Here is a 23,011-nt window from a genome sequence, read left to right as displayed (position 1 = left end):
CATAACAGGATTGTTATCTTCACGTGGTCTCAAGCGTGTTGAGCAAAACCTAACTGAAGCCACCCGCTTTTATCTAGCCTGGGTCGGCAAAGTTAGGTTTTTTTTTGCTTTAAATTCGCGTATTAAGTTATCCGACAAGAGGTTAATTTATGGGATATGCTATTTTGTGCGATGACGTTATCGCAGGCGTCGGCGGTCGGGATAATGTTATTAGCGTTATTCACTGCGCGACACGTTTACGCTTTAAACTGAAAGACAACCGCCGCGCAAACATTGAGGAACTCAAGAAGTGTGCGGGGATTATTACCGTTATTGAGAGCGGCGGACAATTTCAGGTAGTCATTGGTAGCCACGTCGGAGAAGTATATCAACTCTTGGTCTCACGTTATTTTCCAGAAAATGAAAGTATCAATTCTGGTGAAGAATCATCGGAAGACGCCCCCAAAGCTAAAGGATTTAAAGCACTACTCAATGCCGCAGTAGATATTATCTCCAGTATATTCGCACCGCTGCTGGGTATTTTAGTTGCAGCCGGGCTTATTAAAGGGGTATTGATCCTTGCGGTATTATTTCATTGGCTCGATAAAGCCAGCGGCACCTATAAAATCATCTTTGCCGCCAGCGATGCCGCATTCTTTTTCATGCCTATTCTTCTGGGCTATACGGCGGGTAAGAAATTTGGCGGCAACCCTCTCGTCACCCTGGTTATCGGGGCCGCGCTGGTCCACCCTTCGATGATCGAAATTTTCAACGCCACGCAGGCCGATCCTAAACTGCATTTCAGTTTTCTGGGCCTGCCGGTGACCTTTATCAACTACAGTTCTACGGTTATCCCGGTTATTTTCGCCGCTTGGTTCAGCTGCTGGCTCGAGAAACGTTTCAACCGCTGGCTGCATGCCTCGATAAAATCCTTCTTCACGCCGTTTTTATGCCTGACGATCACCCTGCCCGCGACTTTCCTGCTGATTGGGCCGCTGGCAACCGACCTCAGCCTCGGCCTTGGCCGCGGTTACCTGTGGATATGGCAGCTCAACCCGATGATTGCAGGCGCCGTATTCGGGGCAATGTGGCAAATTTGTGTAATATTCGGGCTACATTGGGGCCTGGCACCGCTGATGATCAACAACCTGATGACCCGTGGGATCGACACCATTTCTCCGCTGGTGCAGCCCGCCGTGTGGGCACAGTCTGGCGCAACGCTGGGCGTGCTGCTGCGTACCCGTAATGCCAAACTCAAAAGCCTGGCGGGTCCGTCGTTTATCTCAAGCATCTTTGGTATTACCGAACCGGCTATCTACGGGGTCAACCTGCCGCTAAAACGGCCGTTTATCTTTGGCTGCATCGGCGGCGCGCTCGGCGGTGCCATCACCGGCTACTACCACGGCACCGCTTATGCCTTTGGCGCGCTGGGCATCTTTGGATTCCCGTCATTTATCTCACCCAACGGCATCGACGGCGGATTCTGGGGCGTCGTCATCGGCTCCCTTGCCGCCTTCCTGTTCGCCTTCATCAGCAGCTGGCTGTATGGCGTGCCGGACGACCAACCCGTGCCACCCGAGAAACTACGTTCCCTGTCTTCGACCTGACGAACCCCCATTTTACTCTGGCCTAAATAATGCGTGAGCTCGGCTCATGCGGGATTACTGCGCTTTTTTTTTACCCTAAACGAGAAGGAATAAACGATGAAAACCACATTCCCGACTGATTTCCTCTGGGGCGGCGCTCTGGCCGCCAATCAGGTAGAAGGTGCCTATAATGTTGGCGGAAAAGGCCTGTCAACCTCCGATTATCAGCCACACGGCCTGATGTATCCGGCGACCGAACGCCCTGCCGGGGAGTTTAACCTTAAAGAAATAGCTATCGATTTCTATCATCGCTATCCGCAAGATATCGCGCTTTTCGCCGAAATGGGCTTCAAAACCCTGCGCACATCCATCGCCTGGACGCGCATCTACCCGCGTGGTGATGAAGAAGTGCCTAACGAAGAAGGCCTGGCTTTCTACGATGCGCTGTTCGACGAGATGCTCAAATACGGTATACAGCCGCTTATCACCCTCTCCCACTACGAGATGCCTTACGCTCTGGTTAAACATTACGGCGGCTGGGGCAATCGTAAGACCATCGGCTTCTTTGAACGCTATGCCACCACCGTGTTCGAGCGTTACCAGCACAAGGTGAAATATTGGCTGACGTTCAACGAAATTAACGTGTCGCTGTTCTCGTGCTTCACCGGGCTGGGACTGCCAGAGGGCAGCAGCGAACAGGCTGTCTATCAGGCCGTGCACCACCAGCTGGTGGCCAGCGCCCGCGCAGTGAAGGCCTGTCATCGCATCATTCCTGATGCCAAAATCGGCAACATGGTTGCCGCCATGCCGTACTATCCGCTGACCTGTCATCCCGACGATTTACTCGAGGCACAGCGCAAAGAGCGCGAATGGTTGTTCTTCTTCGACGTGCAGGCGCGCGGCGACTATCCGAGCCATATCCAACGCCGTTTCAAAGAAAGAAACATCGAGCTTGAAATCAGCCCACAGGACAGAGAAGACCTGCGCGAAACCATCGATTTCCTGTCCTTCAGCTACTACATGAGCAGCTGTGCCACCGCCGATAAAGACAAACAACAGGCCACCGGCAACATTCTCAAGATGATCCCCAACCCTTACCTTTCGGCATCGGAATGGGGCTGGCAGATAGATCCCGCGGGCCTGCGCCATCTGTTGAATCAGCTGTGGGATCGCTATCAGAAACCGCTGTTTATTGTCGAAAATGGCTTGGGCGCCAAAGACCGCATTGAGGCCGACGGCAGCATCCAGGACGATTACCGTATCGCCTACCTCAATGACCACCTGGTGCAGGTTCATGAAGCCATTGCCGACGGCGTCGAGGTGTTGGGCTACACCTGCTGGGGCCCGATAGACATCGTGAGTGCCTCAACCTGTGAGATGTCCAAACGCTATGGTTTCATCCACGTTGACCGTGACGATCACGGTGAAGGCACCCTACAGCGTCGTCGCAAGAAGAGTTTTGGCTGGTACAAACAGGTGATTGCAACCGGCGGCGAATCGCTGGTGAGAGAGGTTAAAAATGAAAAGTAAGTCGCTTCTGCTGACCGCGCTGTTGATGAGCATCGGCGGGCTGGCGCAGGCCGCCGACGGCGATTGCGCCCGCTTTGACAAGCTGCTGCCTAAAGGACCCGAAACACCCAGCATTGGCTCGGTGTGCGATACCGTCTTCCCCGAATGGGGAGGACTGCGTCAGGACATGGCGGATAACGGCTTCTTTGCTCAGGTTCAGCTGCTGACCAATCTGACCTATGACGTGGCGGGTAACTGGAAGAATCAGCCGAGCTACGTCGGACAGCGTCCCACCACCGGTAATGTGGTGAGCACTAACGTGACCTATGACCTGTCGCGTATTGGTTTCACTGATAATGCCCAACTTAATATGGGCGTAATGTATGCCTATAACAACTATCGCGGCAACGGCCAGGACGGCCACGTTGCCGTCAGCGAACTGTCGATATATCAACCGCTGTTCAATGATCGGGTCATTCTGCACTACGGCTATTCTGCATGGTTAAGCTATTTTTATGGCCTGTATCTCGGCAGCAGTACCGCGTCTTCGGCGCTTGGCCCCACCAGCGTGATGCTCAATCAGGCCGGTCTCACCAGCCTGAAACCTAGCCCGGGATTTGACGTGCGGCTGCTGTCTGAAAATAAACGCTGGTACGACCATTTTGGCGTCTCACGCAGCCAAAGCTCTGACGGACTAGAATCAGACTCGAAATACAATACCTACGGACTGCGCTGGAAAGTGCCTGATGCCGGCACGCTGGTCATTAATGAAATTGGCTATCGCGTCAATTCAGAATACGGGGTTCCAATGATTTGGGTACGCGGTGGCTCGGTTTATAACAAAACGCCTTACTTCAACTACAACTCCGAGCAGGACGAGGATAACACCTGGTCACACTACCTTGCCGCGACCCGTCAGCTGACACAGCCCGACAGCAGCCTGCCGTTCCGTGGCTGGTATATCGACGGCAAAACCAACTACGCACCGCAGAACCGCAACGTGTTTAATGCCGATGCGTCGTTAACCCTGTTCAGCATCGGGCCATTTGATTCACGGCCGTCCGACATGCTGTCGTTCGGTCTTGCCTATAACAAGTTCAGCGATGACGCCAAGCGCTACTTCGAGCGGCACAACAAGAGCGCCGAGAGTTTCAGTACCACGGCATCGACGGCATATACCCTGCGGATTACCAACGGGATTTACTGGACCAATCAGCTGGCGTGGACGCATCATCCTTCTGTTACGCCAAAGGAAGATGACGCCTGGAACCTACTGACGCAGATTGTGGTTAATTTGTAGTTTACATTAGGCAGGAAGGTTGACAGAATTAACTCTCTCTCAAGAGGAGAGAGTTAATTCCCTGATTTAAAGCGATTTTAGTGTGTATTGGCAATATCGTCTTCTGAAAGTGCAGAAGGTAAAAGGTTAACTAATTGGTTGTCGTTTTTTGCGCGACTGCGCCGTATAAAAAAATCTGCACGCCTTTCTGTACCATCGCAGATATCTGGGCCATGGTGTAGGTAGGCGGTTCCTGCATAAACATCAGCACTTCTACCTCAGCCTTGATGAGCGACGTAAACTGCACCGCCCTGAGCATCGCGTCACCCGGCGCTAAATCGCCGTCCTGCATCGCGACCGACATGAGCTCGGCGAGTCGGGCCATGCTCTCCTGCAATCCTGCTGCACGAAAAAGTTCGCCAATATTTGAGTTGCCCGCCTCGGAGAGCACGCAGCGATAGATTTTCAACGCTTTGTTATCACCCGCTAACACCTCCAGCATACGTTCACCAAAACGAGTGAGTTTTTCCTCAAACGGTATAGAGACGCCCGTAAAGGCAGAGATCTCGGAGGCTGCCGCATTAAGAAATTGCGTGCTGTGAGTCCGTACAACCATCTCGAAGAGTTCCTCTTTGGAAGCAAAGTAGTTGTACAGCGTCGCCTTCGATCCCCCTACTCGTTTGGCAACCTCATTCATGGATGCTCCTTTATAACCTACCTCCTGAAACAGCTCGGTGGCAGTGTCGATAATGGCTTGCCTGCGTTCATTCGTCAGTGTTCTCATCCAGTCTCCCATGACAGTCGGATGTTGTTATCTGTGGTAACAAAACTATAACTAAACAGTACAGTTGAAATTTGGGAGTATTGCACACTTTGAAGGGTTATATTTTCAGTATTTTAAAGGGAAGGGAATTCGCTAGCTGGTTAATAAACAAAGTAAATTATATTTAGAGGCTAAGAATTCACGAACAATCGAGAGGGAGGCTTTAGCGAATTAAAACTAAACCAAACAGTACAGTTTTGTATTGTTCGGCCCTCTATACTATCGACCATAAAATAGACTTATACTCCTGATTATCGTCGCAGTAACCTAATAAATTGCATTTCGCTAACCCGCTGCGTTGATGTTAGTGTACTAGTACAAATTTATACACCTAGTGACGGAAATGTCAGCAAAGAAAGCAACATTCATCGGCCTGATGGCTATCTTGTTCTTCAGCACGGTCGCAGGAATGATTCGTAGCGTTTCAGAAGGTCTTGGACCGGTCGGCGGCGCAGCGAGTATCTACTCCCTTGCTTCGGTCCTGCTGTTCTTTACCCAGGGCTTTCCAGAGGTAAAAAAATTTCCTCGCCTCTACCTCTACCTCGGCAGCCTGCTGTTTGTCAGCTACGAAGTATGCCTGTCACTGTCGCTGGGCTTTGCCCATACGCACGCTCAGACGATTGAAGTTGGGATGGTCAATTATCTGTGGCCAGGCCTGACCATTTTGATGGCGGTGCTGTTTAAACAACAGAAGGCCAGTCTGCTGATTATTCCAGGCATGCTGCTCTCTTTTACCGGTCTGTGCTGGGTGCTCGGCGGTGAAGCCGGACTGTCGGTAGCCTCGGTCACCGCTAGCGTGCAGAACAATCCACTGAGTTTCGGTATGGCATTTGCCGGTGCTATTATCTGGTCGCTTTACTGCATTCTGACCCGCCAAAAGGCCGAAGGCAAAAACGGCATCACGCTGTTCTTTATGCTCACCGCGCTGACGCTGTGGGGTCAATACGCCTTAAGCCCCGCCAGCACGCTGCATTTTAACGTTCACGTCATGGGCAGCCTTGCGCTCGCCGCCGCCGCGCTGGGATGTGGCTACGCGGCCTGGAATATCGGCATCCTGCACGGCAACGTGACCGTGCTGGCCACCGCTTCATACTTCATTCCCCTTTTCTCATCGGCTCTGGCGGCTTTTATTCTCAGCACCACGCTGACGGCTTCATTTTGGCAGGGTGCGGCGATGGTCAGTATCGGGTCACTCATTTGTTGGCGATCAACGCAAAAAACAAAACAACCGGTAATATCGTCCTCAGGAGAAACGATTTAAGTCCGTCGTCGTTAATAATTAACCTGCATTTAATTTACACACCGTTAACAATGTTATCGGGAAAATTATTTTGTGTCAGGATATGCTCCAACCTAAAAATTATAAATATTGATTAATAAAGAACAAAGAAAGCGAAATAGAAATTTAATAATTTAAAACTATACCGAACTGTACAGTTTTGTTATTTTACTCACTCCCATGACAAACTACAGAACGACAAGACGTTGATTATCACGTTGAGGTTTTTATTTAAATCTTTTTAAGGGAACGTAACAATGCCAGAGACTGACAAAGAGAACCACCAGGCACCGACGAGTGTCACGCTAATGACGATGGGTAAACAACGGCTCGATGGCAAGGTCGCCATGGTGACGCACGCAGGTCAAGGTTGTGGTAAAGAGCAGGCGATTTTGCTGGCTTCGCTGGGGGCTTCAATCATCGTGACAGACGCTGACATCGCCCAGGCTGAACAAACCGCCGAAGATATTCGTCACGCTGGCGGAAAGGCGATTGCCGTGGCCGTGGATATCACAGTTAAATCCCAAATCGAGATGCTGGTAAAATATGCTTCAGGCATTTTTGGCGGGCTGGATATCGTGGTCAACAGTGCAGGATTCGTCTATTCGGTGAGCGAACTGGGTATCAGAGATGCCGACAATCTGGAAAAATTGCTGACTGAAAATATCAATGCAGCCCTGTCTATCAACCAGACTCGAGTGTCTGGCTGGTAATGAGGTGGCCTTTATATCTCAATGCCCGGCCATAACAGCAGTGGCAATCCTTGTCACTGCTGTTTTCATTCTATCAGCGGAAAATCAAAGATTAATAGACCAGGCTTGGGCTCTTAAGAGAAGCTAATCCAAGATTCGCCCTGAAATCCTCCCCAAGATAGTCCTCATCAATCAGCTTTCTTTTACGCAATTCCGGCAGCAGGCCGTTAAGCAAGAGATCCTCCTGGTCGGGCTGACCGAGGCCATGGAGCGAGATAACGTCAAGCACGCCAGCGTTGAAACGTTCCTCGATAGCATCCGCCAGCGTTTCAGGCGTACCCGCCACATACCAGTGCCCGGTTTCCTGTGCCTGAATAATCAGTTCCCGGAGCGTGAGCCCCTGTAGTGCAAAGCGTTTAAAGATATCGGCGCGTCCCCTGCGGCGATTGATAAGCCCCACTTCCGGCAGGAATTTAGGCGGGATAGGCTGGTCCAGCGCAAAGTCGCGCAGATCGATTTCCCCGCCCAGCATATCGGCGACCTTCAGCTTGCCCTGCTGATAGTCGATGCGCTCATGTTTTTCACGCAGCCTGCGCGAAACGTCCGTCGCGCTTTCGCCAATCACCGAGTGGAAAGAGTTCATGATAAGCGGCTTATTTTCATGGCGGCCGAAGGCGTTGGCGTGCTGATGAACGCGTTCAACAAAACTCACGGCGTCATTGAGCGTAGGCTGCGAGGTGTAAATAACCTCGGCGTATTTAGCCCCGAGAATCAGCCCCTCGTCGGACTGCCCTGCCTGAAACTGCACCGGACGCCCCTGCGGTGGCGGTGGCACGTTAAGCGGACCTTCAACCTGAAAGAAATCGCCGCGGTGGTTGATAGCATGCAGTTTACGCGGGTCGATGCTGATAGAGCCGCTTGCCGCACGACGCACCGCTGCCGGATCGTTGGCATCAAACAGTGCGCTAAGCACTTCGATAAACTCGGTAGCACGGGCGTAGCGCGTGGCCGGATCCGGCAGGCTGATGTCGCCAAAATTCTCCTCGCCGACCGACGAGGTGACGGCGTTCCAGCCCGCCCTGCCGCCGCTGACGTGGTCCAGCGTACCAATCAGACGCGCCAGATTATAGGGGTGATGATAGGTGGTCGAGACGGTGGCAATCAGTCCGATGTCCGACGTAACCTGACTCAACGCCGCAAGCGCCACGATAGGATCCTGACTGCCAGTGGTGCCCGCCAGCCCGTCAGGGTCTGCCTGCAACAAGTCGGCGGTAAAGAGTCCGCTAATCTTTTCTTTTTCGGCAATTTTTGCCAAACAGACGGCGCGTTCGATGCCCGTCTTGCGATGGTCATCGTTAGATGCCGATACCACGCTCCCTGCCCCTACCAGAGTCTTAAGACGCCTGCGAGTTTGGTTACTCAAACTGAACTCCTTTTTCCATCATAACAAGTCAAAATACGGTCGAAAGTCAGTCTAAAAATAGAGCTCACAGATTTTTAAGCTACGAATAAAAAAGCATTTTGTTTTTACAAAAAATAATAAGAGAAGCGAGAGAGGTTTAATCTATTTTTTAAAAATGGAGTTTGTAGAGATTACGAGGAGAAACGCGGTCAGGATTGCACTTTAAATCTATTGTTTATCAATATTCTGAGGGTTTAAAACGCATGATTAAATGTGGGTATTCACTATGATAATTTATTGCTATGGATAGCTAAATTCGTTATTTCATCTTCCTTTTAATTTGGTTTGTTATGACCTCCTGCACACCTCAAATCAAAAATAAAAAAGGAAAGAAATATGCACTCATCTCGCCGAGTTAGCGCCGTGGCGTTAGGGCTGTCATTAGCCCTGTTAGCAGGGAGTTCTTCTTCATGGGCCGCAGAAACTGCGCCGGTAAAAGGCGGTACGCTGATTTACCTTGAGCAGCAGGCTCACACCAATCTTTATCCTCCTGCCGGTGGATTTTATCCCAACGGCGGCATACTGAATCAGATAACCGACAAACTGACCTATCAGAATCCGCAAACGCTGCAAATAGAGCCGTGGATTGCCGAGTCATGGACCACCAACGCCGACAAGACCGAATATACCTTCAAGCTGCATCCGGGAGTGACATTCTCAGACGGTACTCCGCTTGACGCTAATGCGGTGGCGAAAAACTTCGACACCTATGGCCTGGGTAATAAAGAGCATCACCTGCCGATTTCGGAAGTGATTAATAATTATGACCACAGCGAAGTCGTCGACCCGCTTACCGTCAAGTTCTACTTCAAAAAGCCGTCGCCGGGATTCTTACAGGGGACCGCAACCATCGGCTCCGGGCTGGTGTCATTGAGTACGCTGGCGCGTGACTTCAATGGGCTCGGCGATGCACGCCACATCATCGGTTCAGGCCCCTTCGTGGTCAGCGCTGAAACGCTAGGGCGCGAGGTCGATTTAACGGCACGTAAAGACTACAACTGGGGCCCTAAAAATCTCAAACAGCAGGGCCGCGCCAACCTTGATGCCATCAAAGTGATCGTCACCGGCGAAGACAGCGTCCGCATTGGTGCACTGCTGGCGGGCCAGGCCGACTTCATTCGTCAGGTTCAGGCCTACGACGAAAAACAGGCCGAGGCCAAGCAGTTTCCAATCTATGCGCCGTCCACCCGCGGCGTTAACGACGGCATCTCGTTCCGTCCGGACAACCCGCTCGTCGCCGACCTGCGCGTACGCGAGGCGTTGCTGCACGGGGTCGACAGCAAACAGATTGTCTCGACGCTGTTCTCGCCGAACTATCCGCAGGCCACCTCGGTCATCGCCGCCTCAGCGGCGGGTTACGTCAACCTGAGCGACAAGCTGAAATATGACCCGGCGTTGTCCAAAAAGCTGCTCGACGAGGCTGGCTGGAAGCCGGGCCCGAACGGCATCCGTGAGAAAGACGGTAAGCCGCTGGCGCTGACTATCTATGAATCCCTGCCGCAGCCGCAAAACAAAGAGGTCTTGCAGCTGGTTGCCCAACAGTGGAACCAGATTGGCGTCAAGCTGACCGTGCTGGCCGGTGATGCAGGCAGCCGGGTGGCCGACAGTCTTGATCCGCTGAAAACGCCGGTCAACGTGGTAGAAGTAGGCCGCGCCGATCCTGACGTTATCAAGAGTGAATTCTATCCCACCAACCGCGATGCCCTGCTGCAGCTCGGCGGCCTGAGCAATAAAGTGAAAAGCTTTAAGGACGACAAGCTGAACAAACTGTTGGTGGATATCTCCGCAGAAATCGATCCACAAAAACGTCTGGCCCTGGCCGGCGATGCGCAGCGCTATCTGCTGGATCAGGCCTATGAGATCCCTATCTTCGAAGAGCCACAGGTCTTTGCCGGTGCGCCTTATCTGCATGACGTCACCTTCGAGGCCGTGGGGCGCCCAAGCTTCTACAGCGCCTGGTTGGCGAAACATTAATACCGGAGTAAACGATGAGCCGATATCTTAGCGGACGCATTGGTCAGGCCCTGTTGGTGCTATGGGCAGCATTTACCCTGTCGTTTGTGTTACTGCAAATGCTGCCCGGTGACGCCATCTTGATCAAATTCCAGGACCCGTCGATGGGCCTCAGCCCGGCGCAGATTGCCGAGATGCGTGCCGCCTACGGGGCAGATATGCCGCTGTGGCAGCAGTATCTGCATACGCTCGGCAGCTTTCTGCACGGTGACTTCGGCTTTTCCATCCAGGCTGGCGTGCCGGTGACGGAGCTGCTGGTCAGCAACTTCCCACCCACGTTGCGTCTGGCAGTGCTTGGCTTCCTGCTGGCGGTGGTGCTGGCGGGAGTCATTGCCTTCGCGTCCAACCTGCTGCCGCTGCGCTGGCTGAAGTCGGCGCTGCTCACCCTGCCCTCCCTGTTCATCTCTATTCCCACCTTCTGGCTGGGGATAGCGCTGATTCAGGTCTTTTCGTTCCGGCTCGGATGGATCCCGGTGATCAATCCAGGCGAATGGGTTGGGCTTATCCTGCCGGTGATTACGCTTGCGGTGCCAATCAGCGCTCCGCTGGCGCAGATTCTTATCCGCAGTATCGACAAGGTTCAAACACAGCCTTTCGTGTCCGTCGCGCGCGCTAAGGGGGCGAGCCGTAGCCGCGTGCTCTGGCTGCACGTGGGCCGTAACGCCACTCTGCCCGCACTGACCATTGCCGGTTTGCTGTTCGGAGAACTGATTGCCGGTGCTCTGGTGACCGAAACAGTGTTCGGGTTGAACGGTATCGGACAACTGACACAGCAGGCGGTGAACAATCAGGATCTGGCGGTATTGCAGGCTATCGTGGTGATTTCTGCCACCGCCTACGTCACTATCAATCTGCTGGTCGACCTGGTTTACCCCCTGCTTGACCCGCGTCTCAAAACGTCTGTCGGAGTGAGCTCATGAGCAGTTTGCCGATAACCAAACACAACAGCGACGACAGCGCGCAGCTGGCGGCATTCCCGACAGCCTCACGCGCTCGATTCTCTCGTCTGCAACCCACGCTAATCCTGGCCTGGGTCGTGATGCTGGTCGTTATCCTCTGGGCAATCGCCCCTCAGCTGTTTACCCAGTACAGCGGCACCGAAGGCATCGCAGGCGCTCAGCGTCTGGCTCCCGGTCCGGGGCACTGGCTTGGCACCGATCAGCTCGGACGCGACCTTTATGCCCGTATCGTTTATGGCGCGTCTCATTCGCTTTCTGGCGCACTGGTGGCGGTGGTTCTCGGACTGATTTTTGGCAGCGCCCTCGGGTTAGCTGCCGCGTCGGTCGGCGGCGTGGCCGATACCGTCATCATGCGCGTCGTTGACGTACTGCTGTCGATCCCGAGCCTGCTGCTGTCGCTGAGCGTGATTATTCTGCTCGGCTTCGGCACTGTCCACGCGGCGATTGCCGTCGGGGTAACCTCGGTCGCTAACTTTGCCCGACTGGCGCGTTCCGAAGCGGTGCTGGTTCGCCAGAGCGACTATGTCGAGGCGGCCTACGGCAGCGGCGGCACCTTCTTCTCGGTGCTATGGCGACATATTTTGCCCAACTCGTTGACGTCCGTTATCGCCTTCTCGGCGCTCCAGTTTGGTAACGCCATCCTGTCGATTTCTACCCTGAGTTTTCTCGGTTACGGCACCCCACCGCCAACGCCAGAGTGGGGATTACTGATAGCCGAGGGCCGTAACTATATCTCCACCGCCTGGTGGCTCACCACCTTCCCCGGCATCGTGGTGATTCTGACCGTGCTGTCGGCAAACCGCATTAGCCACTCATTCAGGAGCAAACGCCGATGAGTTCACTCAATAACGACACCGCCCTTCGACCGGTGCTGGAACTGAAAGACGTCTCGATTGTTTACAGCAGTGGGCAGCAGGCCACGCGTGTCGTCGAGCAGGTCTCTTTCTCGATTCTGCCGGGCGAGGTCGTCGCACTGGTCGGTGAGTCTGGCTCCGGCAAGACCACTACGGCGCAGTCGATCATTGGCCTGCTGGCTGAAAACGGGCATATCGAGCACGGCAGCATTCTGCTCAACGGCACCGATATTAGCCGCTGGTCCTCACGCCGGCTTGACAGTCTGCGCGGGTCAAGCATCAGCCTTATTCCGCAGGATCCCACCAGCTCGCTGAACCCGGTGAAAACCGTCGGCGAACAGGTGGCCGAGGTGCTAAAAATCCACCGCCGCATGCCGCGCAAGGCCCGAGACGCACGCGTGGTGGAGCTGCTGACTCGCGTGGGGCTGACGCACCCCGAGCAGCGGGCGAAACAGTATCCGCATCAGCTTTCGGGCGGTATGAAGCAGCGCGTATTGATTGCTATCGCGATTGCGTTACAGCCTGCGCTGATTATTGCCGATGAACCCACCAGCGCGCTGGATGTGCGGGTGCAGAAACGCATTCTGGACCTGATTGACGCGCTGCGCCTGGAGTTTGGGACCGCCGTGCTGTTTGTCACTCACGACCTGGCGCTGGCGGCAGAGCGTGCCGATCGCCTGCTGGTTTTCCGTAAAGGTCAGGTACAGGAACAGGGCATTACCGCCGAGGTACTGCGCGCGCCGAAGAGCGAATATACCCGTCAGCTGTTCAATGACGCCCCCGCGTTAACCCCGCGCCCTCTCTCTGCGCTGGCGCACAGTGCAAAGCATGCCGATAGCGCGATCGTGGTGCGTAACGTCAGCAAACACTTCTCGCTGGGTGGTAAAAATACCTCGGCCTTCAAGGCGCTGGATGATGTTTCGTTCGAGGTAACGCGCGGCACGACGCATTCACTGGTTGGCGAGTCGGGTTCAGGCAAGACCACGCTGGCACGATTGTTGCTGGGTTTTCAACGACCCGACAGCGGCCAATTGTTTATCGACGGCGTAGACATCACGCAGTTATCCGGCGAGGCGTTACGTCAGGCGCGCAGGAAAATCCAGTTGGTGTATCAGAACCCTTTCGCGTCGCTCGACCCGTCGCAGACGCTGTTCAAGGTTATCGAAGAACCGCTGCTAAACTTTTTTAAGCTCAGCGCCGACCAGCGCCGGGCAAAGGTGCACGAGATAGCGGAACGCGTGGCGCTGCCGCTGAATCTGCTGCAACGCAAACCGCACGAGCTCTCGGGCGGGCAACGTCAACGCGTGGCCCTGGCCCGTGCGCTGATACTCGAGCCGCAGGTGCTGGTTCTGGACGAAGCAACGTCCGCACTCGACGTCACCGTTCAGGCGCAAATCTTGCGTCTACTGGTGCAGCTCCAGCAGGAGCTGGGCCTGACGTATCTCTTTATCTCTCACGATCTGGCCATCGTGCGCCAGATTTCGCACAGCGTGTCGGTTCTGAATCAGGGCAAACAGGTTGATTACGGCGACGTCGAATCTCTGTTCACCCAACCGACCCACGCCTACACCCGTGAACTGCTCAGCGCCATTCCGGGTATTTCGCATTTGCGCGTCGCACAGCCGACGCCAACCAAGGAGTTTGTATGAGCCAAGCGGCCTCTGACAGCAGTCATAAACGACTCGGATTCTTCACCCGTCTGTTAGACGACACCAGCCCGCAGGAGCGCTATCGTCTGGCAGCAGAGCAAATCGCCCATGCCGAACAGCTGGGATTTGATTCCGCCTGGATAGCGCAACACCATTTTCATCGGGATGAAGGCGGCCTGCCCGCTCCGCTGGTTTTTTTAGCCTACGTCGCGGCCAACACACGCCACATTCGCCTCGGTACCGGGGTTATTACGCTGGCAATGGAGAATGCGCTGCGCGTGGCAGAAGACGCCGCGGTGCTGGATTTACTCGCCGGTGGCCGTCTGGAGATTGGGCTGGGTTCGGGCGGTACCGCATCATCATTTATCCCCTTCGGCCTAACGCTCGACACGCGCGGCGAAGCCTTTGCGCAGAATCTGCAAACCCTGCGTGATGCCTGGCAGGGTAAGGCGCTCAAGGGAGAAGGGAATCAGCTCTATCCGCCTGCCCCCCAGCTTAACCGTCGGCTGTGGCAGGCCACGTTCTCGCCGGAAGGCGGCGCGAGGGCCGGTGCGGCAGGCGATGGCCTGATGCTTTCCCGCACTCAACCGCGCCCTGAAGGGCAGCCCGAGTTACCGCTGGACGTGCTGCAAAACAGAATAATCGACGCCTATCTTGAGGCGCTGCCCGCGGGGGTTGAGCCGCGCATTCTCGGCTCACGGACCGCCTTCGTCAGCGACGACGCCGAGGAGGCAAGAAGGCTGGCCGAAAAAGGACTGCGTCGTCAGGCCTATAACTTCCAGCTTGCCGGTCATAAAACCCGGGGTGACTCGCTTGACGATTATATCGCCGCCTTCGACGTGCATCTCGGCACCGCCGAACAGGTTATTACCTCCCTAAAACGCGATACCGCGCTGGCGAGGGTGACCGATTTGGCGTTTCAGGTGCATTCCATCGATCCGCCTCACCCTTACATTTTGCGTTCTATCGAGCTGATCGCCAAAAAAGTGGCACCAGCCCTCGGCTGGGTGCGACAGACCCCGAAAAGCATCGCTAAACCTCAGCCTCTTCATTTCGAACTTTCAAAGGAAACACTATGACCGTTGCTCAAGAACAAGCGACCGATCTGCTGGCAACGCTGGCAGAAATCGAATCGGGTTCCACGCTGGCGCAGGCGCGCGAAACCCGTGAAGCCGCAACAGCGCACATCCAGGGAAGCTACAACGCGCTGTTTAACAGCAACGAACTTATCGCCGAATTTCCGCTCGCCGACCGTCTGGCCATTGCCCAGCAGATCGCCCGCTGGCACGCTGATATCCAGCTCGGCGCACACTATGCCGAACGCCTGCACGCCTTGCAGGCTGAATCGCCTTCACGCAGCAGGCTTCAGTCGGCGCTGGCGCACGCCGAACGCCTGACCTTCAAGCCTGCTAATGCCACCGCCGAGCATTTGCAACAGCTCGAAGCCGCAGGTTGGACGCCTGACGCCATCGTCACCCTGTCTCAGTTGGTGGCCTTCGTCAGTTTCCAGAGCCGTTTACTGCGCGGTTATCGTCTGATTAACGGCAAGTCGACGCTGGATAACGGCACCGCCACCGTAGGCGCCGCTTTCTGGAATACCGAGCCGAAAACTTATTCCGGCCAGCCTGCGCCGACCGCCTTTACTCAGGCCGAGCTGGGTTGGGAGCCGTGGATTGCCTCAAAACCGCTGCAAGACTTCACCGCCGAGCAGCAGGAAATTCTGGCGCGCTTCGGCCACACCGACTCCGACTACTTCCGCCTGCTCGGCCGCAACCTGCCAGTGCTGGAGCAGCGTACGCTGACCGACAAAGGTATTTTCTTCACCTCCGGAGGGCTGCCGCGTAAAGACCGCGAACTCGCCGCCGCCGTCGCCAGTAAGATAAACGGCTGCATCTACTGTGCCTCGGTGCACGCACGTAAGGCGGCGCAGCTGTCGAAGGATCCTGACGCGGTTCAGCGCCTGCTCGATACCTCTCCGGGGGATATTTTGAGTGTCGGACAGGACGCAAGATGGCAGGCAGAAATTGACTTTGCCGCCGCGTTGTCTGCCACCCCGGCTACCGCCAACGAGAAACAAATTCAGTCTTTGCGTGATTTGGGACTCAGCGACCTCGAGTTGCTTGACCTCGTGCAGTCCACCGCGTTCTTCGCCTGGGCCAACCGTCTGATGCTGACGCTCGGCGAACCCTTTGAATATTAAGCAGTAAAGTCAATGAAATCGAGAAGGTAATCAGGTCGTTATTGAATAAAAAATACAGGGTTTTTTCATTATTTTGATGGAGTTGGATATGACTATAACAAAAAAACAGTGGCAAAAAACGACGCTCGCCAAGTGGGTTGCCACGGCGGCACTGGTGATGTCAGCAGGGCAAGCGTTTACCGCAAATGCGGCCGAAACGCCGGTTCAAGGCGGTACGTTAAACGTTGCATTGGGCAGCGATACGCCGATTATTGACCCGTCGATTACCGGACAGTCGGTCACCGCACTGATTGACCGTAACGTGGTTGATTCCCTCGTCGGACAGGCTGAGGATAACCACTTCACCCCGTGGCTGGCATCAAGCTGGGAGGTGAATGAAAACCATACCGATTACGTGTTCCATCTGCGAAAAGACGTGACCTTCAGCGACGGCACCCGGCTCGACGCCGCCGCGGTGAAATTCAACCTTGAGCGCATTCTCGATCCCAAAACCACCTCAAGCTATTCCAAGTCGCTGCTTGGGCCTGTCAAAACGATTTCGACCCCGGACGACTATACCGTCGCTATCCACTATGACTCGCCGTTTGCCCCGTTACTGCAAGGGTTAAGCCTGCCGTATCTGGGTATTCAGTCACCGACCTATTTGAAAAACACCCCGAACACCAGCAACACAGTCGTGGGTTCCGGTCCGTTTATTCTTAAGTCCTTCGTCAAAGGCAGCGGCAGCCAGCTGACACGTCGCGCCGACTATCACTGGGGGCCAGGCTATGCGACACACACGGGTCCAGCCTACCTTGAAGCGATTAACTTCAAATATTTGCCGGAGTCTTCAGTGCGTTTAGGCGCGTTGACCAGCGGTCAGATTCAGGCCATTGACGCGGTACCGCCGGTCAACTCCAAGTCGGTGAAAAACAATCCGGCGCTCGAGGTCAAGACCAAAGAGAACCCAGGGGTGAGTGAGGTGTTATATCTGAACACCTCACGCGGTCCGTTCACCGACGTGAAGGTTCGCCAGGCCTTCCAGAGCGCAACCGATCCCGCTTCGGCGGTAAAAGTGGCGTTCTTCGGCACCCTGAAACCTGCCGATAACGTACTGGGCCCGCAGACGCAGTATTACGACCCTTCGGTCGCAAAACTGCTGAAGTATGACCTCGCCAAGGCCAACAAGCTGCTCGACGAAGCCGGTTGGACCCAAAAGAACAGCGACGGTATTCGTACCAAAGACGGCAAAACGTTGACCGTAGACTTCGTTTATGACCCGACGACTATCCAGAGTTCCGACGTGACGCTGTTCCAGGCAATTCAGTTCCAGGTGAAGAAAGCCGGGTTCCTTCTCAAGTTGGACCCGGTCGATTCCGGTGCCTTTACCGACCGCACCAACAATAATCAGTATGACGTGGTGAATAACTACTACGTACGCGCCGAGCCGGACATCCTGCGTACCGTGTTCTTGTCGAGCTATGCGCCACCGAAAGGGGCCAACTACAGCGTCGTGAAATCGCTCGACGCCAAGCTGCTCGAGGCGGTAGGCGCACCGGACGCGAAACGTCAGCAGCTCTATTCCGACATTCAGCATGAAATTATCGAGCAGGCCTACGTGGTGCCGTTGTACGTTCCGGCCTATCAGTTGGGCATTTCCAAAAAGGTACACGGCGTAAGCTGGGCGACCAACGCCAAGCCAAACTTCTATGATGTCTGGTTGAGCCATTAATATGATTTGGACTGCAATACAACGTCTTTTCACTATCCTGGCCGTGCTATGGGGCGCGGCCACCCTCACCTTTATCGCCCTGAAGCTGATTCCGGGCGATCCGGTGTCCATTCTCAGCGGCGGTACTAGCGTGGTGGACGATGCCTTTCGCGCCCAGCTTACCCATGAGTTTGGGCTGGACCAGCCGCTGTGGTTGCAGTATCTGCACTACTGCGGCCATGCGCTGTTGGGTAATTTTGGTCAGAGCTATCAGTATCGCGAACCGGTCATCGAGGTCATTCTCTCGGCGTTGAAGCAAACGTCGGTGCTGGCCGCGCTGGCACTGCTGCTCGCATTGGCGTTGGCTATCCTCAATGCGTTGGCTACCGCCGGTCGCTGGCGCGTCCTTAGAGCGTGCTTCTCCGGGCTTGAGCTTTGCCTGCTCAGCACACCGGTCTATTGGCTAGGCATCATCCTGCTCAGCCTGTTCAGTTTTCAGATGCACTGGTTCCCGGTGATGGGTAACGATGGCTGGCGCTCGCTGGTGCTGCCTGTGATTACCCTGAGCCTGCCGCTGGCGGCGATTCTGAGTCAAATTCTGCGCGACGGTCTGGAGGAGGCGCTGTCGCAGCCCTTCGCGTTGACGGTGCGTGCACGCGGTGCCGGTGAAACCCGCCTGCGTCTGCGCCACGGCCTGCGCCACGCCGCCCTGGCGGCCTCCACGTTGACCGGCACCATGCTGGCGAGCGTGCTGAGCGGGTCTATTCTTACTGAAACGGTCTTTGGCCGCGCGGGTATCGGCAAAATCACCCTACAGGCAATAGCCAGCCGCGATATGCCTCTGGTGCTGGGCATCGTGATGCTCTCTGCCCTGCTGTTCGTTATCATTAATCTGTTGGTCGATGCCGCCTATCTGCTGGTCGATCCGCGCCTGCGTAAAAGGACCCCTTGACCATGAGCAGCGATCCTTTGCTAATTCCCTCACGCCAGAACACTTTGGCGCGCAGCACCAGTCCGTGGCTGTTGCCCAAAACGCTCATCCCTGCGGCCTTCGTCCTGCTGCTGATTTTCACCGTTATTGCGCCGCAGTGGTTCACGCCCCTGAAACCGGATGACATGGACATGGACGCGGTGCTCGCCGCCCCAACGCTGCACCACTGGTTTGGAACCGATTCACTGGGCCGCGACGTATTTTCCCGCGTGGTTTACGGCTCCGCGCTGTCGTTGAGCATCGGCCTCGGCGCAACGCTTATCGCCTGCCTCGGCGGCATGGCGCTCGGTTTACTGACGGCGCTGGCACCGCTGGCTCTGCGGCGCGTGCTGGTGCGGGTACTCGATATTCTGCTCGCCTTTCCCGAGCTGCTGCTGGCACTGCTGGTGATTGCCGTGCTGGGGCGCGGACCAACCAACACGCTGATTGCCGTCGGGCTCTCGGGCATCGCCAGCTATGCGCGTCTGTTACGCTCTCAGGTGTTGCAGGTCAAACTTTCCGGCTATGTCGAGCACGCCGTGGCGCTCGGCGAACCGCCGCTGAGCATTATCTTTCGACACATTCTGCCCAACACGCTGCGCCCGCTGCTTATTCTCGCCACCATCGGCGTGGGCCAGTCGGTGCTGACCGCGTCGTCGCTGAGCTTCCTCGGTCTGGGCGTTATTCCGCCTACCGCCGAATGGGGCGCGCTGCTGGCCGATGGCCGTGACTATCTCGACGTCGCGCCGTGGATAAGCCTGTTGCCCGCCACCGTGGTGGCCGTCTCGGTGATTGCTATCACCCTCCTGGGTCGTCGTTTGCAAACTATTCTGGCAAAAGGGGCCTAATCCATGACCCTCAATCAAAATGCGGCCGCCCCGCTCCTCGTCGTTGAAGATCTACAGGTTGATTTTCTTCAGCCGCAGGGCACCGTACAGGCGGTAAAAAATATCTCGTTTCAGGTTCGACCCGGCGAAATTGTCGCACTGGTCGGCGAGTCGGGTTCAGGTAAGTCGGTGACTGCACGAACACTGGTCGGACTGGCCGGCGATAATGCCAGGGTCAACGCCCGTACCCTGACCTTAATCACCCACGATGGCACGGCCAAAAACTTGCTGAAACAAAGCGCCGCAGACTGGCAAAAGCTGCGCGGCCGCGAGATTGGCTTCGTCTTGCAGGACGCACTGGTCTCGCTTGATCCGCTGCGCACCCTCGGCAAGGAAATCGCCGAACCCATGCTTATCCATCGGTTGTACCCGCGTCGTGCGATACCCGCACAGGTAGAAGCGCTGCTGCATCAGGTCGGTATACCCGACCCGCATCACCGTATTGATCAGTATCCCCACCAACTTTCCGGCGGACTTCGCCAGCGCGCGCTGATCGCCTCGGCCCTCGCAGGCGGCCCGAAACTGTTGATCGCCGACGAACCGACGACGGCGCTCGACGTCACCGTTCAGCAACGTATTTTGGCGGTATTTCGCAAGCTGGCGCAGGCCGGTCACGGCGTGTTGCTGATAACCCACGACCTCTCGGTGGTCGCGCAGGTCGCTGACCGCGTGGTGGTCATGCAGCAGGGTGAAGGCGTGGAGAGCGGCAATGCGAAGCAGGTACTGGCCGCGCCGTCGCACCCTTATACGCGACGGCTTCTAGCCGCTATTCCCGGGGCAGACACGCGGGGACGTTGGCTTTCGGGAGAGCCGCCGCTGCCGGATGCGCCGCTCACCGCGCAAGAGAACGAAAACCAGCAGCGCCGCGAGCAGAATGTCGCAGCGCTGGACGTGCGCGACGTCTCGGTCAATTTCAGTCGCCCCGACGGCGTCAAACACAATGCGGTCAATCAGGTCTCACTCCAGCTGGCGTGGGGAGAGACGCTCGGGCTGGTCGGCGAGTCAGGCTCGGGTAAGACCACGCTGGGGAAAGTGGTGCTTGCACTTCAGTCGGCACATCGCGGTGAAGTATGGCTGGCAGGAAAACCCTGGAGCCAGCTGCGAGAGTCGGAACGTCGGCCCTTGCGCGGGCGCATTCAAACCATTACGCAGGACCCATTAGGCTCCTTCGACCCACAGTATACGGTCGAGCAGATTATTCACCAGCCGTTGAAGCTACGCGGAAAACTTTCGGCGCTTGACTTGCGTTTAAAAACGCTGGAATTACTGCAACTCGTCGGGCTGCATCCTAAACTGCTGGAACGTCGCCCACAGGCCTTGTCGGGCGGACAGCGTCAGCGGGTGTCAATCGCCCAGGCGCTGGCGTCCGATCCGGAAATTCTGGTCTGCGACGAGCCGGTTTCGGCGCTCGATGTCACCACGCAGGCTCAGGTTCTGGACCTGCTCACCGCGCTTCAGCGCAAGCTCGGACTTGCCATGCTGTTTATCTCCCATGATTTGGGCGTAGTCGAACACATGAGTCATCGGATTGCGGTAATGAAAGACGGCAAGATAGTGGAAAGTGGCACTACCGAGCAGATTATCCGCTCGCCGCAGCATGCCTATACGCAAACCCTGCTCGCCAGCGTGCCTGCCGCATCAGTCTGATAAAACTATCGCCCCCTGGCGTGCAACGCGTTGGGGGCGATAGGTTACTGCCGGGTAAAACCCTTTTTAGCTTTTAGCCGCGCTCACTGGCAGCACAGACCCGTGGTATTTCTGAATAATAAACTCGGCCACCTGCGGTGATTCCAAGTCTTTCGCCAGACGCAAAATACGGGGATCCTGCGCCAGTTTCTGCGTGGTGACCACGATATTGGCATACGGATTTCCTTGCGCTTTTTCCAGCCCCAGCGCATCTTTCGCCGGATCCAGCCCGGCTTCCAGCGCGTAGTTTCCGTTAATAATCGCCAGATCCACGTCCGGTAAGGCGCGTGGAATTTGCGGCGATTCAACCTCTACGATTTTAAGATGCTTAGGATTGCTAATAATGTCCTGCGGCGTTGCCAGCGTTTTCAGATCTGGCTTTAGCTTGATGAGGCCCTGGTCCTGCAACAGATAGAGGCCACGACTGAGATTGGTCTCGTTGTTTGGAATAGCCACCTTGGCGTTATACGGTACCTGGTCGTAGTGCTTATACTTGCTGGAGTATATTCCCAGCGGCTCGATATGGACCTCGGCGGCCACCGCAAACTTCACGCCCAACGCCTTTTCCTGCGTTAACAGATAAGGGCGATGCTGGAAATAGTTGGCGTCTACGTCACCATGCTCCAGCAGTTCATTGGAGTTAACTCCTTCCGGTATCTCGATGACCTTGAGATTCAGGCCCGGGTCGATCTTCTTCACGTAGTCGAGGATCTCGGCGTGGGGTACCGGATCGGCGGCCACGCGCAGCGGCTCGGCAGCATAGGCAGAAACTGAAGCCATCAGCGCCGCGAGGGCGGTCAAACGGCCTGCGGAAGCGGCGGAAAGTCCGAGACGAAAAGCGAATTTATTGAGCATATTTTATCCCTGTATCAGTATTGTTATTTTTTAAAAACAGTAAATTAAAGCGTTAAGGTGGCTTCATCGAAGGACAAACGCGGCAAACGTTCGAACAGTTTGGCCGGATCGCCGTAGCCAATATTGACCAGGAAATTCACTTTCCAGCCCTTTTCACTCAGGAAGCGTTTTTCAACCTCGGCGGCGTCAAAACCCGACATTGGGCCGGTGTCCAATCCCAGCGAGCGCAGGGCAATGATGAAATAGGCCGCCTGTAAAGACCCATTTCTGAAGGCGGTTTCATTGGCTAATGCCTCGCTTGAGGTAAACCAACTGCGCGCATCGGCGTGCGGAAACAGCTTGGGCAGTTGGTCATAGAATTTGGGATCGTGGGCAATAATGGCCGTCACCGGCGCGCTGGCGGTTTTCAGCTTGTTGCCGTCGGAAACCGCCTCGACCAGCCGATCCTTCGCCGCTTTGCCGCTGATAAACACCACACGCAGCGGACTGGCGTTGGCCGAGGTTGGGCCCCATTTAGCAATGTCCCACGCCTGTTTCAGCAATTCAGGGCTGACCGGTTTGTCCTGCCAGCCGTTGTGGGTCCGCGCCTCGGTAAACAGCTGCGCCAAAACTTCTTGGGTTAAAATGTCAGACATATCT

19 protein-coding genes are annotated in these 23,011 nt (G+C 55.6%); 15 read left to right on the top strand and 4 right to left on the bottom strand.

Going from position 1 to position 23,011, the window contains the following annotated elements:
• Positions 1-149 precede the first annotated feature (149 nt).
• The 3 genes from BS640_RS07060 (at position 150) to BS640_RS07050 (ending at position 4,374) form a co-directional block, all read left to right on the top strand.
• Positions 150-1,586: a PTS transporter subunit EIIC gene (locus BS640_RS07060; RefSeq protein ID WP_017490087.1), complete on the top strand. Its 1,437-nt coding sequence runs from the start codon at positions 150-152 to the stop codon at positions 1,584-1,586.
• A gap of 96 nt (positions 1,587-1,682) precedes the next feature.
• Positions 1,683-3,095, top strand: a complete 1,413-nt coding sequence (locus tag BS640_RS07055) for a glycoside hydrolase family 1 protein (RefSeq protein ID WP_017490088.1) — start codon at positions 1,683-1,685, stop codon at positions 3,093-3,095.
• Positions 3,085-4,374 (top strand): carbohydrate porin, encoded by a 1,290-nt coding sequence (locus BS640_RS07050; RefSeq protein ID WP_017490089.1) that lies wholly within the window; start codon positions 3,085-3,087, stop codon positions 4,372-4,374. Before BS640_RS07055 ends, BS640_RS07050 begins: the two co-directional genes overlap by 11 nt.
• Positions 4,375-4,504: 130 nt before the next feature.
• On the opposite strand, the gene BS640_RS07045 is transcribed toward BS640_RS07050, so the two are convergent.
• Positions 4,505-5,137 (bottom strand): TetR/AcrR family transcriptional regulator, encoded by a 633-nt coding sequence (locus BS640_RS07045; protein WP_017490090.1) that lies wholly within the window; start codon positions 5,135-5,137, stop codon positions 4,505-4,507.
• 382 nt (positions 5,138-5,519) lie between these two features.
• On the opposite strand from BS640_RS07045, the gene yddG reads away from it, so the two are divergent.
• Both yddG and BS640_RS07035 read left to right on the top strand, forming a co-directional pair.
• Positions 5,520-6,437: an aromatic amino acid DMT transporter YddG gene (yddG, locus tag BS640_RS07040; protein ID WP_084912261.1), complete on the top strand. Its 918-nt coding sequence runs from the start codon at positions 5,520-5,522 to the stop codon at positions 6,435-6,437.
• 275 nt (positions 6,438-6,712) lie between these two features.
• Complete coding sequence (locus tag BS640_RS07035; RefSeq protein WP_017490092.1) at positions 6,713-7,168, top strand: SDR family NAD(P)-dependent oxidoreductase; 456 nt, start codon at positions 6,713-6,715, stop codon at positions 7,166-7,168.
• Positions 7,169-7,259: 91 nt separating this feature from the next.
• On the opposite strand, the gene BS640_RS07030 is transcribed toward BS640_RS07035, so the two are convergent.
• Positions 7,260-8,570, bottom strand: coding sequence for an NtaA/DmoA family FMN-dependent monooxygenase (locus BS640_RS07030; protein ID WP_017490093.1), 1,311 nt, complete (start codon positions 8,568-8,570; stop codon positions 7,260-7,262).
• 375 nt (positions 8,571-8,945) lie between these two features.
• Between BS640_RS07030 and BS640_RS07025 the strand changes: the two genes are divergently transcribed.
• From BS640_RS07025 to BS640_RS06980, 10 genes are all read left to right on the top strand, one after another.
• The gene (locus tag BS640_RS07025) at positions 8,946-10,583 is read left to right on the top strand and encodes a TIGR04028 family ABC transporter substrate-binding protein (RefSeq protein WP_084912260.1); all 1,638 of its coding nucleotides are present in this window, start codon (positions 8,946-8,948) and stop codon (positions 10,581-10,583) included.
• A gap of 14 nt (positions 10,584-10,597) precedes the next feature.
• The gene (locus tag BS640_RS07020; RefSeq protein WP_017492072.1) at positions 10,598-11,542 is read left to right on the top strand and encodes an ABC transporter permease; all 945 of its coding nucleotides are present in this window, start codon (positions 10,598-10,600) and stop codon (positions 11,540-11,542) included.
• Complete coding sequence (locus BS640_RS07015; RefSeq protein ID WP_084912259.1) at positions 11,539-12,417, top strand: ABC transporter permease; 879 nt, start codon at positions 11,539-11,541, stop codon at positions 12,415-12,417. The genes BS640_RS07020 and BS640_RS07015 overlap by 4 nt, the downstream gene beginning before the upstream one ends.
• Positions 12,414-14,084 carry a dipeptide ABC transporter ATP-binding protein gene (locus BS640_RS07010; protein WP_084912258.1) on the top strand — a complete coding sequence of 557 codons (1,671 nt, stop codon included), beginning with the start codon at positions 12,414-12,416 and terminating at the stop codon, positions 14,082-14,084. The genes BS640_RS07015 and BS640_RS07010 overlap by 4 nt, the downstream gene beginning before the upstream one ends.
• The gene (locus BS640_RS07005; RefSeq protein ID WP_017492069.1) at positions 14,081-15,163 is read left to right on the top strand and encodes a putative FMN-dependent luciferase-like monooxygenase; all 1,083 of its coding nucleotides are present in this window, start codon (positions 14,081-14,083) and stop codon (positions 15,161-15,163) included. The genes BS640_RS07010 and BS640_RS07005 overlap by 4 nt, the downstream gene beginning before the upstream one ends.
• Positions 15,160-16,284, top strand: a complete 1,125-nt coding sequence (locus tag BS640_RS07000; protein ID WP_084912257.1) for an alkylhydroperoxidase domain protein — start codon at positions 15,160-15,162, stop codon at positions 16,282-16,284. The genes BS640_RS07005 and BS640_RS07000 overlap by 4 nt, the downstream gene beginning before the upstream one ends.
• Before the next feature lie 94 nt (positions 16,285-16,378).
• Complete coding sequence (locus BS640_RS06995) at positions 16,379-17,995, top strand: ABC transporter substrate-binding protein (protein WP_420916429.1); 1,617 nt, start codon at positions 16,379-16,381, stop codon at positions 17,993-17,995.
• Position 17,996: 1 nt separating this feature from the next.
• Positions 17,997-18,926 carry an ABC transporter permease gene (locus BS640_RS06990; RefSeq protein ID WP_017492066.1) on the top strand — a complete coding sequence of 310 codons (930 nt, stop codon included), beginning with the start codon at positions 17,997-17,999 and terminating at the stop codon, positions 18,924-18,926.
• 2 nt (positions 18,927-18,928) lie between these two features.
• Positions 18,929-19,792 carry an ABC transporter permease gene (locus tag BS640_RS06985; RefSeq protein WP_017492065.1) on the top strand — a complete coding sequence of 288 codons (864 nt, stop codon included), beginning with the start codon at positions 18,929-18,931 and terminating at the stop codon, positions 19,790-19,792.
• A 3-nt stretch (positions 19,793-19,795) separates the two neighbouring features.
• Positions 19,796-21,478, top strand: coding sequence for a dipeptide ABC transporter ATP-binding protein (locus BS640_RS06980; protein WP_084912255.1), 1,683 nt, complete (start codon positions 19,796-19,798; stop codon positions 21,476-21,478).
• Between the two features lie 66 nt (positions 21,479-21,544).
• Here BS640_RS06980 and BS640_RS06975 read toward each other — a convergent pair whose 3' ends face one another.
• Together BS640_RS06975 and BS640_RS06970 are read right to left on the bottom strand one after the other, a co-directional pair.
• Positions 21,545-22,372 (bottom strand): MetQ/NlpA family ABC transporter substrate-binding protein, encoded by an 828-nt coding sequence (locus BS640_RS06975; protein WP_084912254.1) that lies wholly within the window; start codon positions 22,370-22,372, stop codon positions 21,545-21,547.
• A 44-nt stretch (positions 22,373-22,416) separates the two neighbouring features.
• Complete coding sequence (locus tag BS640_RS06970; RefSeq protein ID WP_017492062.1) at positions 22,417-23,007, bottom strand: malonic semialdehyde reductase; 591 nt, start codon at positions 23,005-23,007, stop codon at positions 22,417-22,419.
• Positions 23,008-23,011: the final 4 nt, after the last annotated feature.

The sequence above is a fragment of the Rouxiella badensis genome (assembly GCF_002093665.1).
GTDB classification, from domain to species: Bacteria; Pseudomonadota; Gammaproteobacteria; order Enterobacterales; family Enterobacteriaceae; genus Rouxiella; species Rouxiella badensis.
Note: the sequence above shows the minus strand (reverse complement) of the source record. Positions and strands in the feature narration are given on the sequence as shown.